The sequence below is a fragment of the Haloferax chudinovii genome (genome assembly GCF_042663345.1).
GTDB lineage: Archaea > Halobacteriota > Halobacteria > Halobacteriales > Haloferacaceae > Haloferax > Haloferax chudinovii.
Window position 1 is genome coordinate 67,410 of sequence record NZ_JBHTAB010000003.1, and the last position, 13,906, is coordinate 81,315.

Here is a 13,906-nt window from a genome sequence, read left to right on the forward strand (position 1 = left end):
GGCGCAATCCGCCAGTATGACAGACGCATGGTTCGCCGGTGCGGACCCCGACGACTCCGAAACCGGGGCGACGCGAGTCCGAACGGGCCGCGCCCCCGCCCCCGCCGACTGGCCGGCAGAGGCCGTCGACGCCGGGTTCGCCGCCGACGAGACCGACTACTACGCCAAACTCCGCTCGGCGACGCTCGCCGCCGCCAGCGAGGCCGTCGCGGAGCGCGAGCGCGCCGACGACGTGCAACTCGCCCACGCCGTGCGCGCGATGGACGACGCCGAACGGACCGCGAACGAACTCGCCGAGCGGGTCGTCGAGTGGGCCGGCACGCGCTACGAGGACGTTCCGCGCGGCCTCGACGGCGTCCGCGACATCGCCGCCCGCGACCCGAACACCGCCGCCGAGGAGCGCGTCGTCTCCTACGCCACCCGCGCGGTGGACCTGCTCGACGAGCGCGACGACCTCCGGGCGTTCATCGAGGAGCGCGCGCCCACGGCCGCGCCGAACCTCGCCGAGATGGCCGGGCCGGTCCTCGCGGCGCGACTCATCGCGTTGGCGGGCGGACTCGAAAGCCTCGCCAAGAAGCCGAGCGGCACGGTCCAAGTGCTCGGGGCCGAAGACGCCCTGTTCGCGCACCTGAAGGGCCGCGCCACGTCGCCCAAACACGGCGTCATCTTCACCCACGAGTACGTCCGCGGGACGCGCCCGCAGGACCGCGGGTCGGCCGCTCGCGCGGTCGCCGGAAAGCTCGCTATCGCCGCCCGGATCGACCACTACTCGGGCGACTACCGGCCGGACCTGCACGCCGAACTCGCCGACCGGATGGAGGCGATTCGCGCCCGCGCCGACGAGGAGGCCGACGAATGAGCGACGACAGTTCCGCGGCCGACGCCGGTGCCGACCTTCCCGACGGCGTCGAACGCCGGACGTTCGGCGGCCGCGAGCGCTTCTCGACGCGGGGCGCACGAGTCTACGGCGAACCCGTCGATGCCGACGGCTGGCGCGCGTGGGACGCCGGGCGCTCGAAGCTCGGTGCGATGCTCGAACTCGGCATGGACACCGGCCTCGTCGGCGGCGAGTCGGTGCTCTATCTCGGGGCCGCCTCGGGCACGACCGTCTCGCACGTCGCCGACTTCGCCGGGCCGACCTACGCCGTGGAGTTCGCCCCGCGACCCGTCCGCGACCTCGTCGGCGTCGCCGAGGACCGCGACAACCTCTTTCCGCTCCTGAAGGACGCGCGCGACCCCGAGTCCTACGCCCACGTGGTCGAATCCGGCATCGATTGCCTCGTCATGGACGTGGCGACCCGCGGGCAGGCGACCGTCGCCGTCCGCAACCGACAGTTCCTCGCGGACGACGGCCGACTCCTGATGGCCGTCAAGGCGCGGAGCGAGGACGTGACCGCGGAGCCCGACGACGTGTTCGACGACGTGCTCGCCGAACTCGACTCGGCCTACGAACTCCTCGAAACAGCCCGTCTCGACCGCTTCCACGCGGACCACCTCGGTATCGTCGCCCGGCCGAAGTAGGTCGCCGCCGGCGGGTCCGTCACCGCTCCGCCCGACGACTGCTCGGAAGACCTGCTTTTCGGGCGTCACTATCGCCCGATTCGCTTGCCCGCGGTCGTGCGACGCGTTCGCCGGCTCCCACGGTGTTTTTAATTCGGCGCAACTTACGCCGTTGCGATGGAACTAGGGTCGGCGGATGCCTTCGACCGAATGGGGACGCTCGGCGTCGAAGAGGAATTCTACATCGTCGATGCCGACGGCCGTCCCACCTCGGGTATCGACGACTTAGTCTACGGACCGGAGCCTCCCGAACCGCTCGCCGGACGCCTCGACCACGAGCTGTTCAAGTTCACTATCGAGACGCAGACGCCGCTCATCGAGGACCCCGACGAGGTCGGCGCGGCCGTCTCGACGGTCCGCGAGGCGCTCGTCGACCACGCCGCGGACCACGGCTACCGCATCGCCGCGGCCGGGCTCCACCCCGCGGCCAAGTGGCGCGAACTCGACCACGCGACGAAGCCCCGGTATCAGGCGCAACTCGACCGGATTCAGTACCCGCAACACCGGAACACGACCGCCGGCCTCCACGTCCACGTCGGCGTCGACGACGCCGACAAGGCCGTCTGGGTCGCCAACGAACTCCGCTGGTATCTCGCGCCGCTCCTCGCGCTCTCCGCGAACTCCCCGTTCTGGAACGGCTTCGACACCGGTCTCGCCTCCGCCCGCGCCAAGGTGTTCGAGAACCTCCCCAACACCGGCATGCCGACCGCCTTCGACGATTTCGCGGAGTTCCAGCGCTTCGAGCGCCGGATGGTCGAGTCCGGCTCGATAGACGACCGGGGCGAACTCTGGTACGACGTGCGCCCCCACACCGGCCACGGGACGGTCGAAATCCGCACCCCCGACGCCCAGACCGACCCCGCACGCGTCGCCGACTTCGTCGAGTACGTCCACGCGCTCGTGTTGGACCTCGCCGACCGCTACGAGTCCGGCGAGTCGGGAACGGCGGTCCGCCGGGAACTCCTCGACGAGAACAAATGGCGCGCGACCCGCTACGGCCGGGACACCGACTTCATCGCCCCCGACTCCGAGGGCGTCGTGAGCCTCGAATCGTTCGTCGAGACCGAGTCCGACCGCCTCGGCGTCGACGGCCTTCGGTCGCTTCTCGACGCCGAATCCGGAACCGACGTCCAGCGACGAATCCACGAGGAATCCGGGCTCGACGCCCTGTGCGAACACCTGACGTTGGACTGAGTCGCACGCCGACGCGCGACAGGAAACATTTTTTAGCGCCCCAGTTTTGACCTTTGCCGTAGCACAAATGTCTGCGGACCAGAGCACAGAGGGGAGCGCGGAGTCGACGGACGAAGACCACTCGGGCGGCGCGGCCGACTGCGCCGTCTCCGAGTTCGACGACGGGTTGGTGGACCTGCTCGCGTGGATTCTCGACACCGAGACCCGCGCGCGAATCTACGTCTACCTCCGACAGCACCCTCACTCGACGAGCGAGGAGGTCGCCGAGGGGACCGGTCTCTACCCGAGTACGGTTCGGGAGGCGCTGGCCGAACTCGCCGACGACGAGACGGTCGAGCGCCGCAAGCGGAAGAGTTCCGGCGCGGGCAACAACCCTTACGAGTACGTCGCCATCGCGCCGAGCGACCTCGTGAAGGGCGTCACCGGGCAGGTGCAGGCGCAGTTGAACGCCGTGTTCAACCTCGACCGACACCTCGGCACCGACCGCACCGACGAGACCGAACCGGTCACGATTACGGTTCGCGAAGAGTAGTTCCGCGGCGTCCCGGCTTCCCCGCCGGTTCGCGCGACGTCGTCGCCCCTCGCTCGCCGCGGGCGTTGTTAGGCTAACCCGACCCGCTTAAGTCGCGCCGCACCCACCCCGAGAGTATGCACGTCGCGTTGGGCGGGACGTTCGACCCTGTCCACGATGGACATCTCGCGCTGTTCGAGCGGGCGTTCGAATTGGGTGCGGTCACCGTCGGACTCACGAGCGACGAACTCGCGCCGAAGACGCGACACGTCGACCGCTACGTCCGGCCCTTCGACGACCGCAAGGCCGACCTCGAAGCCGAACTCCGCCCGCTCGCCGAGGAGTACGGCCGCGAGTTCGAGGTCCGAGAACTCGACAGACCGACCGGCATCGCGACCGAGGAGGAATTCGACGTGCTCATCGTCTCGCCCGAGACGCGGGGCGGCGGCGAGCGCGTCAACGAGATTCGCGAGGAGAAGGGCCTCGAACCCCTCCGTATCGAGGTCGTTGAACACGTCCCCGCCGAGGACGGCGAGCGCATCTCCTCGACGCGCATCGTCTCCGGGGAGATAGACCGCCACGGCAACCTCACGCCCGACCGCGAGGGCCGCGGTCGGACGCCGCCGAGCGACGAATAGCTTTCACGCTCACGGTCGTACTGCACCCATGCGACACCCGCTTTTCGCCAGCTTTGCCGTCGGCGTCGTCGCCGCGGTCCTCGTCGGTATCGCGGTCACCGAGCTGGCCGCTCGGTGGGTCTTCTTCTCGCTTTTCGTCGGTATCCCGGCCGGTCTCGTCGCCGGCGTCCTCGCCGTCGCGGTGACCTACGCGCTTTTGACCCGCCGGATGGCACCGTCGAACGCCCGGGAGTGAGCGCCTACCAGCTCGGGGGGCGGAAGCCGGCCTCCCGGAGGAGGTCCTTCCAGCGCTGTTGGATGCTGAGCCGCGAGACGTCCATCGACTCGGCGACGGCGGTCTGCGAGCGCTCCTCGCCGGCGATGAGCGCGCCGGCGTAGAGGCTGGCGGCGGCGACGGCTTTCTTCGAGCGCTCCTCGTCGGGCAACTGCGTGAGAAACATGTCCGAGGCGTACGAGCGGGCCTCGCTACCGAGTTCGAGGCCGTCGGCGGCGGCGTCGATGCGGGCCAGCCACTCGCGGTTGTCTCGCTGGTCTCGGGCGCTGTACATGGTCGTCGTTGCGGCCGCGGGAGCATAATCCCCGCGGCGGGCGCTCGTGACGTTTATATAGCGGTGCGGGAAATGTGCGGTCGAAGGGCGAGCGTCGCCCGATTGCGCGCGGGTAGCCAAGTGGCCAAAGGCGCAGCGCTTAGGACGCTGTGGTGTAGACCTTCGCAGGTTCGAACCCTGTCCCGCGCATTTTCTGTCCGACGTGGACGCGAACGGCGAAGCCGTGAGCGACAGCGAGGACGAAAATCGCCACAGAAGGGTTCGAACCCTACGAGACGAGCACCGCGAGTCTCGGTCCGGTTCGAACCCTGTCCCCGCGAGTCTCGACCGCCGTTCGAATCTTCCCCACACGTCTCACACAGATTCGAGGAGGAAGCCCACGGCTTTAGCCGTGGGAGGAATCCGACGCCCGAACCACTGTTGAATAGGCTACGAACATCGCACTCGCTGGCGTCTCAGAAACTGGTGTCCGAACTCTACAGTCCACATTTAATGACCCCGAATACGTTCGGAGGAAGCCTTACCGTCGCGCCGTCCAACACCCCGACGAATGCCAGCGCAGTCACTCTACGCTCGCCTCGGCGGCCGGGAAGCCGTCGAAGCAGTCGTCTCGGACTTCTACGACCGCGTCCTCGCCGACGACTCGGTCGCGCACTACTTCGACGACATCGACATGGTCGAACAGCGCGCCCATCAGGTCAAGTTTATCAGCGCCGTCGCGGGCGGTCCCGTCGAGTACGACGGGGCCGACATGCGGGCGGCCCACGACCACCTCGACCTCTCGGGCGAGGACTTCGACGCCATCGCCGAACACCTCGCGGCCGCGCTCGACGAAAACGGCGTCGCCCCGGACGACGCCGACGCGGTGCTCGACGAGGTCGCCGCGCTCAGAGCACCGATTCTCGGCGCGTAGGGAGCCGTTCGCTCGCTTTCGGAGCGCATCGACCGCCGGCTCCGACCGGCCGAACCGCGCACGCCACGCGTCAGACGCGACACAACCCTTTTTCTCACCCGGTGTCTCTCTCCACCAATGGTGGCGTTATCCGAATTATTGGGCGATCTCGTGGCGGACGTCGATGGGCTGTTTCTGTTCACGCCGAGCCACTCCCACTACGAGCAGTTCGCCGAGACGGACGTTCCGACGGTGGTCATCGCGCCGGAGAACACGGTCGAAGCCGAGACGTTCGTGGAACTGCCCCTGCAGTTCCAGAACGTCAAAGACCGCATCCGCTTCGGCGTCGAGGGCGCGATGGAACAGAGCATCGTCGAGGCGGGCGATACCATCGCCTGCAACGTCGGAGTCTTCGGCGGCGACCCGGACTCGCTCGTCCGCGTCCGCGTCGAGGAGAACATGCGGTCGGGCATCTACGACCTCTTTGCGAACTCCCGGGCGGACCCCGGCGTCATCCGCGACGTGTTCGGGGTGGCCATCGAACTGGGCAAGAAAGGTCAGAAGGGCGAACCCGTCGGCGCGCTGTTCATCGTCGGCGACGCGGGCAAGGTGATGAACAAGTCGCGGCCGCTTTCGTACAACCCCTTCGAGAAGTCCCACGTCTACGTCGGCGACCCCATCGTCAACGTGATGCTCAAGGAGTTCTCCCGGCTCGACGGCGCGTTCGTCATCTCCGACTCGGGGAAAATCGTCTCGGCGTACCGCTATCTCGAACCCTCCGCGGAGGGCGTCGACATCCCGAAGGGGCTGGGCGCGCGCCACATGGCCGGCGGTGCCATCACCCGCGACACCAACGCCACGGCCATCGTCCTCTCGGAGTCCGACGGGCTCGTCCGGGCGTTCAAAGGCGGCAAGATGATTCTCGAAATCGACCCGGAGGCGTACTGAGATGTCGGGGTTCGCTTCGGCGTCCCTCATCCACTCGTCGGTCGGCCCCGTGCCAGCGGCCACAGCCGCGTCAGCATCCGCGTCAACGTCCGTGTCCGCCGCCCCGCTCCAGACGGTCGGCGGCGTCGTCGACGACATCGTTCGAATCGCCGGCGTTCGGTTTCTCGGCGTGCTCGCCATCCTGCTTTTCGGGATACTGCTCGCGTACGTCGCGGGGACGCTCGTCCACCGACTCCTCGTCAGCGTCGGCGTTCCGGAGGCCATCGAGGGCACGGCCTTCGAGCGGACCGCCCGCGACTTCGAGACCTCGACGGTCGAAATCCTGTCGTGGCTGACGCGGTACTTCGTCCTCGGAATCACTGTCTTCGCCGCGCTTTCGTTCGTCGGAATCAACTATGCCGACCGGTTTTGGGGCCTCGTCATCGCCATCCTCCCGCAACTGTTCATCGCCATTCTGGTCCTCATCACCGGGGTCGTCGTCGGCGACAAGGTCGAACTCCTCGTCGCCGAGCGGTTTCGCGCGGTCAAACTCCCGCAGGTGAATCTCCTCCCCGCGCTCGCCAAGTACACCGTCTTCTTTCTCGCCACGCTGGTCGCGCTCTCGCAGGTCGGCGTCGCCACGCTCGCGCTCATCGTCCTCTTGGGAGCGTACCTGCTCGGACTCATCGTGTTCAGCGCCGTGGCGTTCCGCGACCTGCTTCGCTCGGGCGCGGCGGGGACGTACCTCTTTTTCACCCAACCGTACAGCATCGGCGACGAAATCGTCGTCGGCGACGTCCGCGGAGTGGTACAAGAGTTCGACATGTTCGTCACCCACGTCGAAGCCGAGGAGACGGAGTTCGTCGTGCCGAACGCGCGCGTCCTCAACAAGGGCGTCGGGCGCGTCCGCAGGTGACCCGAACGCTCACCGCCCCGCGAGACGTCGCTCGCTCGTCGCCCTAACGGCGACCTGTGGGCGATCTGACGGCGACGGCGAGTCGGTCACTCCCCGTCGGCCTCGCCGCCGGACATGGGTCTTGCGGGCACCCCGGCGACCGTCTCGCCCGCTGGCACGTCGCGGGTGACGAGCGAGTTCGCCGCGACCTGCGCGCCCGCGCCGATGCGGACGCCCGGGAGAACGGTCGCCTTCGCGCCGATCATGGCGCGCTCGCCGACGACGACCTCGCCGGTTCGGTACTCGTCCTGCAGGAACTCGTGACAGAGGATGACCGAGTCGTAGCCGACGATGGCGTCGTCCTCGATGGTGACGAGCTCCGGCCAGAACACGTCCGGCGTCGCTTCGAGGCCCCACGAGACGCCCGCGCCGACGGTGACGCCGATGCGCCGGAGCGCCCAGTTTCTGACTCGGAGCGACGGCGCGATGCGGGCGACGAGGACGAACACGTAGTTGAGCATCACGCGCCAGACGGGCTTGGCGTCGGTCCAGTACTGGAGCGAGTTCCGCGGGCCGGGCGTCGGGTGGTGCTGGATTCGGTCGTGTCGGCGGCTCTCTGCGTCCGCCGGTGCGGTATCGTCGTCAGTCACGTCCGTCGATTGGACCGCGGGGGTAAAAGCGCCCTCGGCGCGGGGGCAACGAGAGAACTAGAACATCGGTCCCGCGGAACCGCTTCCTGCTTACTCGCCGCGGAGTTCGGCCATGTGGTCGATTCGGCGCTGGACGAGCGCCGCCGTACCGATGTCGTGGCGGATGTGGAAGCCCTCGCCGGCGTCGGCGAGCGCGTCTTCCGCGAGCTCCTCCGCTTCGGCGATGCTGTCGGCGACGCCGACCACCGCGAACGACCGGGAAGTCGTCGTGTACAGGCCGCCCTCGCGGTCGTCGACGCTCGCGTAGAACAGCAGTGCATCGCCGCCTTCCTCCACGTCGACCGTGATTTCCGCGCCGGCCTCGGGGTCCGTCGGATAGCCCTCGGGGACGGCGTACTTACAGACCGTCGCGGCCTCGGCGAAGTCGAGTTCGGGTAGGGATTCGCCCCCGCGGGCGGCCGTGAGAACGTCGATGAAGGGCGTTTCGAGGACCGGAAGCGTGTTCATCGCCTCGGGGTCGCCGAAGCGGGCGTTGAACTCGATGACTTTCGGCCCCTCGGTCGTGAGCATGAACTGACCGTAGAGGATGCCCTTGTACTCCGGGAGCGCCTCCACGACGGCCTCGATGACCTCGACGGCGGCCTCGTAGTCGCCGTCGGCCATGAACGGCAGGGAGGGCGTCACGTCGGTGTAACTGCCCATGCCGCCGGTGTTCGGTCCCTCGTCGCCCTCGTAGGCGCGCTTGTGGTCCTGCACGGCGGGGCTGACGCGGAACTCGCCGTCGGCGACGAACGCCTGAATCGTGAACTCCTCGCCGACGAGGCGCTCTTCGAGGACGACCCGCTCGTAGTCCGAGTCGCGGAGGTACGCCTTCGCCTCCTCGGGCGTCACCTGGTCGCCGATGACCTTCACGCCCTTGCCACCGGTGAGGCCCGCGGGCTTGACCGCGAGGTCGCCGTCGTAGTCGTCGATGTAGTCGCAGGCGGCCTCCATGTCGTCGAAGGTGGCGAAGTCGGGGTTGCCCGGAATCTCCTCGTCGCGCATGAACTGCCGCTGGAACGCTTTGTCCGTCTCGATGCGTGCCTCGGCGGCCTGCGGCCCGAAGGTGTAGACTCCCGCCTCGTCGAGGGCGTCGGCGACGCCCGCCGCGAGCCCGGACTCGGGACCGACGATTGCGAGCGTCGCGTCGACGGACTCGGCGTAGGCGACGATGTCCTCGGCGGCCGTCTCCGAAATCGTCTCGAACTCCTCGGCGAGGGCGGCGATGCCGGGGTTTCGGTTGCTGGCGCAGGCGTACAGGTCGCAGTCGGGGGCCAGCGCGCGGGCAATCGCGTGCTCGCGGCCGCCGCCGCCGACGAGAAGGACGGTCTCGCTCATGGTCGCATACCCTGCGCACGGGAGTGTAAAGATTGCTCTTTATCGCCGACGAAATAGGCACAAATGTGGGTATGTTTCGCTCCGTCACCAACCAGGGGGACTCGCTGTCCGGCCCGCGCCCCGCGCCGGCCACGACGGCCGTCTCCACGCCGCTTTAGTTCCCGGAGCGCCGACCTCGACGCATGTCCGACCCGGTGGGACGCAACCGACTCGACGAGGAGCAGAGCCCGTACCTCCGCCAGCACGCCGACAACCCGGTCAACTGGCAACCGTGGGACGAGACGGCGCTCGACGCCGCCCGCGAGGCGGACAAGCCCATCTTCCTCTCGGTCGGCTACTCGGCGTGCCACTGGTGTCACGTCATGGCCGACGAGAGCTTTTCGGACCCCGACATCGCCGAGGTGCTCAACGAGCAGTTCGTCCCGGTGAAAGTCGACCGCGAGGAGCGCCCCGACCTCGACCGCATCTACCAGACCATCTGCCAGCTCGTCACCGGCGGCGGCGGCTGGCCGCTTTCGGTCTGGCTCACCCCCGAGGGCAAGCCCTTCTTCGTCGGCACGTACTTCCCACCCGAACCCCGCCGCGGCGCGCCCGGTTTCCGCGACCTCGTCGAGAGCTTCGCCGAGTCGTGGCGGACCGACCGCGACGAGATAGAGAACCGCGCCGAGCAGTGGACGAGCGCCATCACCGACCGACTGGAGGAGACGCCCGACGCGCCCGGTGAGGCCCCCGGTTCGGAGGTGCTCGACACCACCGTGCAGGCCGCACTTCGCGGGGCTGACCGCGACCACGGCGGCTTCGGCGGCGACGGACCGAAGTTCCCCCAACCCGGCCGCATCGACGCCCTGCTCCGCGGCTACGCCGTCTCCGGCCGCCGCGAGGCGCTCGACGTGGCGCGGCAGAGCCTCGACGCGATGGCCAACGGCGGCCTCCGCGACCACCTCGGCGGCGGCTTCCACCGCTACTGCGTCGACCGCGAGTGGACCGTCCCGCACTTCGAGAAGATGCTGTACGACCAGGCCGGCCTCGCCGCGCGGTACCTCGACGCCTTCCGGCTCACCGGTAACGAGTCCTACGCGACTGTCGCCGCGGAGACGTTCGAGTTCGTCCGCCGCGAACTCACTCACGACGACGGCGGCTTCTTCGCCACCCTCGACGCCCAGTCCGGCGGCGAGGAGGGCACCTTCTACGTCTGGACGCCCGACGACGTGCGCGACCTCCTCTCCGACCTCGACGCCGACCTCTTTTGCGACCGCTACGGCGTCACGCCCGGCGGCAACTTCGAGCGCAAGACGACCGTGCTGAACGTCTCGGCGACGACCGCCGACCTCGCCGACGAGTACGACCTCGCCGAGTCCGAGGTCGAAGACCGGCTCGAAAAGGCCCGGACGGCCCTGTTCGCCGCCCGCGAGGGACGCGAGCGCCCCGCCCGCGACGAGAAGGTGCTCGCCGGCTGGAACGGGCTGATGATTTCGGCGTTCGCGCAGGGCTCGGTCGTCCTCGAAGACGACTCGCTCGCGACCGACGCCCGCCGCGCCCTCGACTTCGTGCGCGAACGCCTCTGGGACGACGCGACCGAGACGCTCTCGCGGCGCGTGATGAACGGCGAGGTGAAAGGCGACGGCTACCTCGAAGACTACGCCTTCCTCGCGCGCGGCGCGTTCGACCTCTATCAGGCGACCGGCGAGCTCGCGCCGCTCTCGTTCGCGCTCGACCTCGCGCGGGCGACTCGCCGCGAGTTCTACGACGCCGACGCGGGCACGCTCTACTTCACCCCCGAAAGCGGCGAATCGCTCGTCACCCGCCCGCAGGAGCCGACCGACCAGTCCACGCCGTCGAGCCTCGGCGTCGCCACGTCGCTGTGCTTGGACCTCGAACAGTTCGCCCCGGACGCCGACTTCGGGGAAGTCGCCGACGCGGTCCTCGGGTCGTTCGCCAACCGAGTCCGCGGCAGTCCCCTCGAACACGTCTCGCTCGCGCTCGCGGCCGAGAAGGCCGCCAGCGGCGTCCCAGAACTCACTATCGCCGCCGACGAGGTCCCCGACGAGTGGCGCGCGACGCTCGCCTCGCGGTATCTCCCCGGCCTCGTCGTCTCCCGTCGCCCCGGCACCGACGAGGAACTCGACGCGTGGCTGGACGAACTCGGATTAGACGAGGCCCCGCCAATCTGGGCCGGCCGCGAGGCGGCCGACGGCGACCCGACCGTCTACGCCTGCGAGAGCTTCACCTGCTCCGCGCCGACCCACGACCTCGACGAGGCGCTGGCGTGGTTCACGGCGGGCGAAGGTGCGTGAAGGCGGGAGCCACTGTGAAAACACAGGAGCCGGCGCTCAGTTCGAGAGCCGCTCTGCGAGGTAGACCGCAATCGGAACCTCTTCTTCTTCGACGAAGCGGGCGACCGCCTCGCCGTCGAGTTCGACGACGACCGTCGGGATGAGTTCGATGTCGTACGCCTCGACGAGCGGGCCGACCTTCGAGCCGTCGTCGGCCTTCTCGACGGGGTAGTGGTCGATTCGCTCGGCGGGGACGCCGGCGGCGTCGAGGGCCGCCGCGAAGTCGGGGAGCTGTCCGCGGCAGTCGCCGCACCAGTCGCCGCCCCAGACCTTGAACGTGTAGTCCGCGGCCGCGAGGGCGTCGACCACGTCGGGATAGGACGCCGCGTCCCACGCAGGGTTCGGTTGCATCGTTTCGAGCGTCTCGGCTTCGGCCATGCGCCGGTCTACCGGCCGAGCGGATTTAACGGGTGCGCTCGCGGCGGTGCTCGCCGCCCACACCGGCGGTGGCGGGGCGGTCCGCCGAGCGCGTCGGCGGACGCCTCCGTGGCCCCCGAGACGGTGGCCGTATCGTCCGCCTCCGCCAGTCGTTTAGTGCCGCGCCGTCTACGGAGGGTCGATGGACGACAGTATCCTCGACGCTATCGGGTCGCCGCTGGTCCGCGTCGACTCCCCCGAGGGGTCGACAATCGCGGCGAAGATAGAGTCGAAGAACCCGGGTGGGTCGGCGAAGGACCGCCCCGCGTTGGCGATGGTCGAGGCGGCCGAGGAGGCGGGCGACATCTCGCCGGGCGACCACCTCGTCGAACCCACGTCCGGGAACACCGGTATCGGACTCGCGGTCGTCGCGGCGGCGAAGGGCTACGACCTGACCATCGTCATGCCGGACTCGATGTCCCCCGAGCGCCGCGAAATCATGCGCGCCTACGGGGCGACAATCGAACTCGTCGGCGGCGACATCTCCGCCGCGAAAGAGCGCGCGGACGAACTCGAAGCCGAGGGCATGTACCAGCTCCGGCAGTTCGAGAACCCGGCGAACCCGGAGGCGCACTACCGGACGACCGCCGAGGAGATTCTCGAACAGGTGGGCGACCGCCGCATCGACGCCCTCGTCGCCGGCATCGGCACCGGCGGCACGATTTCGGGCAACGGCCGCCGCCTCGTCGAGGAGTTCCCCTCGATGCGCGTCGTCGGCGTCGAACCCGCCGAGAGCGCCGTTCTCTCGGGCCGCGAGGTCGGAAACAACGACTTCCAAGGCATGGGACCGGGCTTCGTCAGCCCCAACCTCGACACCGACCTCCTCGACGACGTGGAAATCGTCGAACTCGCCGACGCCGAGGCCGAGTGTCGTCGCCTCGCCCGCGAGGAGGGCATCCTCGTGGGCCAGTCGTCCGGCGCGTCGCTCCTCGCGGCCAAGCGCGTCGCCGAGCGACTCGCCGACCCCGACGCGGACGAGGCGGACCAACCGCTCGTCGTGACGGTCTTCTGGGACTCGGGAGAGCGCTACATGTCGACCGGGATGTTCGACGCCGACGAATAACGGCCGGTAGACGACCTGTTTTCACCGACCGAACGCGTCTTCCGCGACTCTGACGACGAGCGTCCGCTCCACGTCTCTGAGGTCGTAGTCGGGCACCGAGCCGTCGACGCGCGTCACGTACATCGGCTCGACGAGGCGGCCGTCTTCGACGCCGTAGATGGCGAGGTGGTCGCCGGTGTCTCCGGGTTGGACCTTCCCGTCTCGAATCTGTCGGGCGAGGTCGCGGGAGAGCCACTCGTCGGGCGAGACGGAGGGCTCGCGGACCAGCGAGAAGTCGGCGAACCGGACGAGATACCAGTTGAGGTCGTTGAGAAGCGAGACGGCCGCGCCGAGGCTCACCGTGTCGACCGAAAGCGAGTTGTCGAACGGTTCCGAGATGTCGTAGGTCGAGAGCGCCGCGCGCGCGGTGTCACGCGACAGCAGTTCGTACTGGAGGTGGACGTCCTCCGCGCCGACGATACAGACCTGCGTCACGTCGAGAGGGAGGGACCGGACTCGGTAAAGCGGTTCCGGTACTCAGGCGGTCGATTCCCACTCGGCGGCGCAGGACTCGTCGCAGAAGACGACGCGCTCGCGTTCGAGGGTTATCTTGCCGGGCTTGTCGATGTCTCGTTCGAGGAGTACCTGAAAGTGGGGCTCGCTCAGGTCGACGCGGGCGTGGCACGCCGCACACCGCTCGACGGTGTCGCTCCAGTCGGTTCGCGACGCTCGGTGGCTGACGCGCCAGTCGGGGCCGGGGTGTCCGCGACCGGGACGCGATGTCTTCGACATGGGAGACTCCTAGTGCTCACGGTAGATAAATCCATTTTTGTACAATTGTTCATCAGAAAGGAATCTAAACGGTCGATGAATCGAGAATATGATTGTCGCTTGCACGGTTCGTGTGGACGTCGGTACCGCA

General features: G+C 68.6%; 17 protein-coding genes and 1 tRNA gene. 12 read left to right on the forward strand and 6 right to left on the reverse strand.

Annotated elements, in window-relative coordinates; translation table 11 throughout:
• The first annotated feature begins 16 nt into the window (after window positions 1-16).
• The 6 genes from ACFQI8_RS07855 (at window position 17) to ACFQI8_RS07880 (ending at window position 4,138) form a co-directional block, all read left to right on the forward strand.
• On the forward strand, window positions 17-859 hold the full coding sequence (locus ACFQI8_RS07855; RefSeq protein WP_390243816.1) for an NOP5/NOP56 family protein: 843 nt from the start codon (window positions 17-19) through the stop codon (window positions 857-859).
• Window positions 856-1,521 (forward strand): fibrillarin-like rRNA/tRNA 2'-O-methyltransferase, encoded by a 666-nt coding sequence (locus tag ACFQI8_RS07860; protein ID WP_390243817.1) that lies wholly within the window; start codon window positions 856-858, stop codon window positions 1,519-1,521. Before ACFQI8_RS07855 ends, ACFQI8_RS07860 begins: the two co-directional genes overlap by 4 nt.
• A gap of 156 nt (window positions 1,522-1,677) precedes the next feature.
• Window positions 1,678-2,754, forward strand: a complete 1,077-nt coding sequence (locus ACFQI8_RS07865) for a glutamate--cysteine ligase (RefSeq protein WP_390243818.1) — start codon at window positions 1,678-1,680, stop codon at window positions 2,752-2,754.
• 67 nt (window positions 2,755-2,821) lie between these two features.
• Window positions 2,822-3,286 (forward strand): helix-turn-helix domain-containing protein, encoded by a 465-nt coding sequence (locus ACFQI8_RS07870; protein ID WP_390243819.1) that lies wholly within the window; start codon window positions 2,822-2,824, stop codon window positions 3,284-3,286.
• 116 nt (window positions 3,287-3,402) lie between these two features.
• The gene (locus tag ACFQI8_RS07875; RefSeq protein ID WP_390243820.1) at window positions 3,403-3,903 is read left to right on the forward strand and encodes a phosphopantetheine adenylyltransferase; all 501 of its coding nucleotides are present in this window, start codon (window positions 3,403-3,405) and stop codon (window positions 3,901-3,903) included.
• 28 nt (window positions 3,904-3,931) lie between these two features.
• Window positions 3,932-4,138: a DUF8147 domain-containing protein gene (locus ACFQI8_RS07880; protein ID WP_390243821.1), complete on the forward strand. Its 207-nt coding sequence runs from the start codon at window positions 3,932-3,934 to the stop codon at window positions 4,136-4,138.
• 4 nt (window positions 4,139-4,142) lie between these two features.
• Here ACFQI8_RS07880 and ACFQI8_RS07885 read toward each other — a convergent pair whose 3' ends face one another.
• Window positions 4,143-4,451, reverse strand: a complete 309-nt coding sequence (locus ACFQI8_RS07885; RefSeq protein ID WP_004063163.1) for a transcription initiation factor IIB family protein — start codon at window positions 4,449-4,451, stop codon at window positions 4,143-4,145.
• Window positions 4,452-4,557: 106 nt separating this feature from the next.
• On the opposite strand from ACFQI8_RS07885, the gene ACFQI8_RS07890 reads away from it, so the two are divergent.
• The 4 genes from ACFQI8_RS07890 (at window position 4,558) to ACFQI8_RS07905 (ending at window position 7,186) form a co-directional block, all read left to right on the forward strand.
• Window positions 4,558-4,640: transfer RNA gene (locus ACFQI8_RS07890), tRNA-Leu, on the forward strand.
• 361 nt (window positions 4,641-5,001) lie between these two features.
• The gene (locus ACFQI8_RS07895; protein WP_390243822.1) at window positions 5,002-5,364 is read left to right on the forward strand and encodes a group I truncated hemoglobin; all 363 of its coding nucleotides are present in this window, start codon (window positions 5,002-5,004) and stop codon (window positions 5,362-5,364) included.
• Between the two features lie 117 nt (window positions 5,365-5,481).
• A complete protein-coding gene (gene dacZ / locus ACFQI8_RS07900; protein ID WP_390243823.1) occupies window positions 5,482-6,291 on the forward strand; it encodes a diadenylate cyclase in 810 nt (269 codons plus the stop codon).
• A gap of 1 nt (window position 6,292) precedes the next feature.
• A complete protein-coding gene (locus ACFQI8_RS07905) occupies window positions 6,293-7,186 on the forward strand; it encodes a mechanosensitive ion channel domain-containing protein (RefSeq protein WP_390243824.1) in 894 nt (297 codons plus the stop codon).
• 86 nt (window positions 7,187-7,272) lie between these two features.
• Here ACFQI8_RS07905 and ACFQI8_RS07910 read toward each other — a convergent pair whose 3' ends face one another.
• Both ACFQI8_RS07910 and purD read right to left on the reverse strand, forming a co-directional pair.
• Entirely contained in the window at window positions 7,273-7,815 is a 543-nt protein-coding gene (locus ACFQI8_RS07910) for an acyltransferase (RefSeq protein WP_390243825.1), read from the reverse strand.
• Window positions 7,816-7,905: 90 nt separating this feature from the next.
• A complete protein-coding gene (gene purD, locus ACFQI8_RS07915) occupies window positions 7,906-9,192 on the reverse strand; it encodes a phosphoribosylamine--glycine ligase (protein WP_390243826.1) in 1,287 nt (428 codons plus the stop codon).
• Window positions 9,193-9,374: 182 nt separating this feature from the next.
• Here purD and ACFQI8_RS07920 point away from each other — a divergent pair, with 182 nt between their 5' ends.
• Complete coding sequence (locus tag ACFQI8_RS07920; RefSeq protein WP_390243827.1) at window positions 9,375-11,486, forward strand: thioredoxin domain-containing protein; 2,112 nt, start codon at window positions 9,375-9,377, stop codon at window positions 11,484-11,486.
• A 36-nt stretch (window positions 11,487-11,522) separates the two neighbouring features.
• Here ACFQI8_RS07920 and ACFQI8_RS07925 read toward each other — a convergent pair whose 3' ends face one another.
• Window positions 11,523-11,903, reverse strand: a complete 381-nt coding sequence (locus ACFQI8_RS07925; protein WP_390243828.1) for a thioredoxin family protein — start codon at window positions 11,901-11,903, stop codon at window positions 11,523-11,525.
• 181 nt (window positions 11,904-12,084) lie between these two features.
• On the opposite strand from ACFQI8_RS07925, the gene ACFQI8_RS07930 reads away from it, so the two are divergent.
• Entirely contained in the window at window positions 12,085-13,005 is a 921-nt protein-coding gene (locus ACFQI8_RS07930) for a PLP-dependent cysteine synthase family protein (protein ID WP_390243829.1), read from the forward strand.
• A gap of 21 nt (window positions 13,006-13,026) precedes the next feature.
• Here ACFQI8_RS07930 and ACFQI8_RS07935 read toward each other — a convergent pair whose 3' ends face one another.
• Together ACFQI8_RS07935 and ACFQI8_RS07940 are read right to left on the reverse strand one after the other, a co-directional pair.
• Entirely contained in the window at window positions 13,027-13,479 is a 453-nt protein-coding gene (locus ACFQI8_RS07935) for a DUF5804 family protein (RefSeq protein WP_390243830.1), read from the reverse strand.
• A 42-nt stretch (window positions 13,480-13,521) separates the two neighbouring features.
• The gene (locus ACFQI8_RS07940; RefSeq protein WP_390243831.1) at window positions 13,522-13,776 is read right to left on the reverse strand and encodes a hypothetical protein; all 255 of its coding nucleotides are present in this window, start codon (window positions 13,774-13,776) and stop codon (window positions 13,522-13,524) included.
• Between the last annotated feature and the right edge of the window lie 130 nt (window positions 13,777-13,906).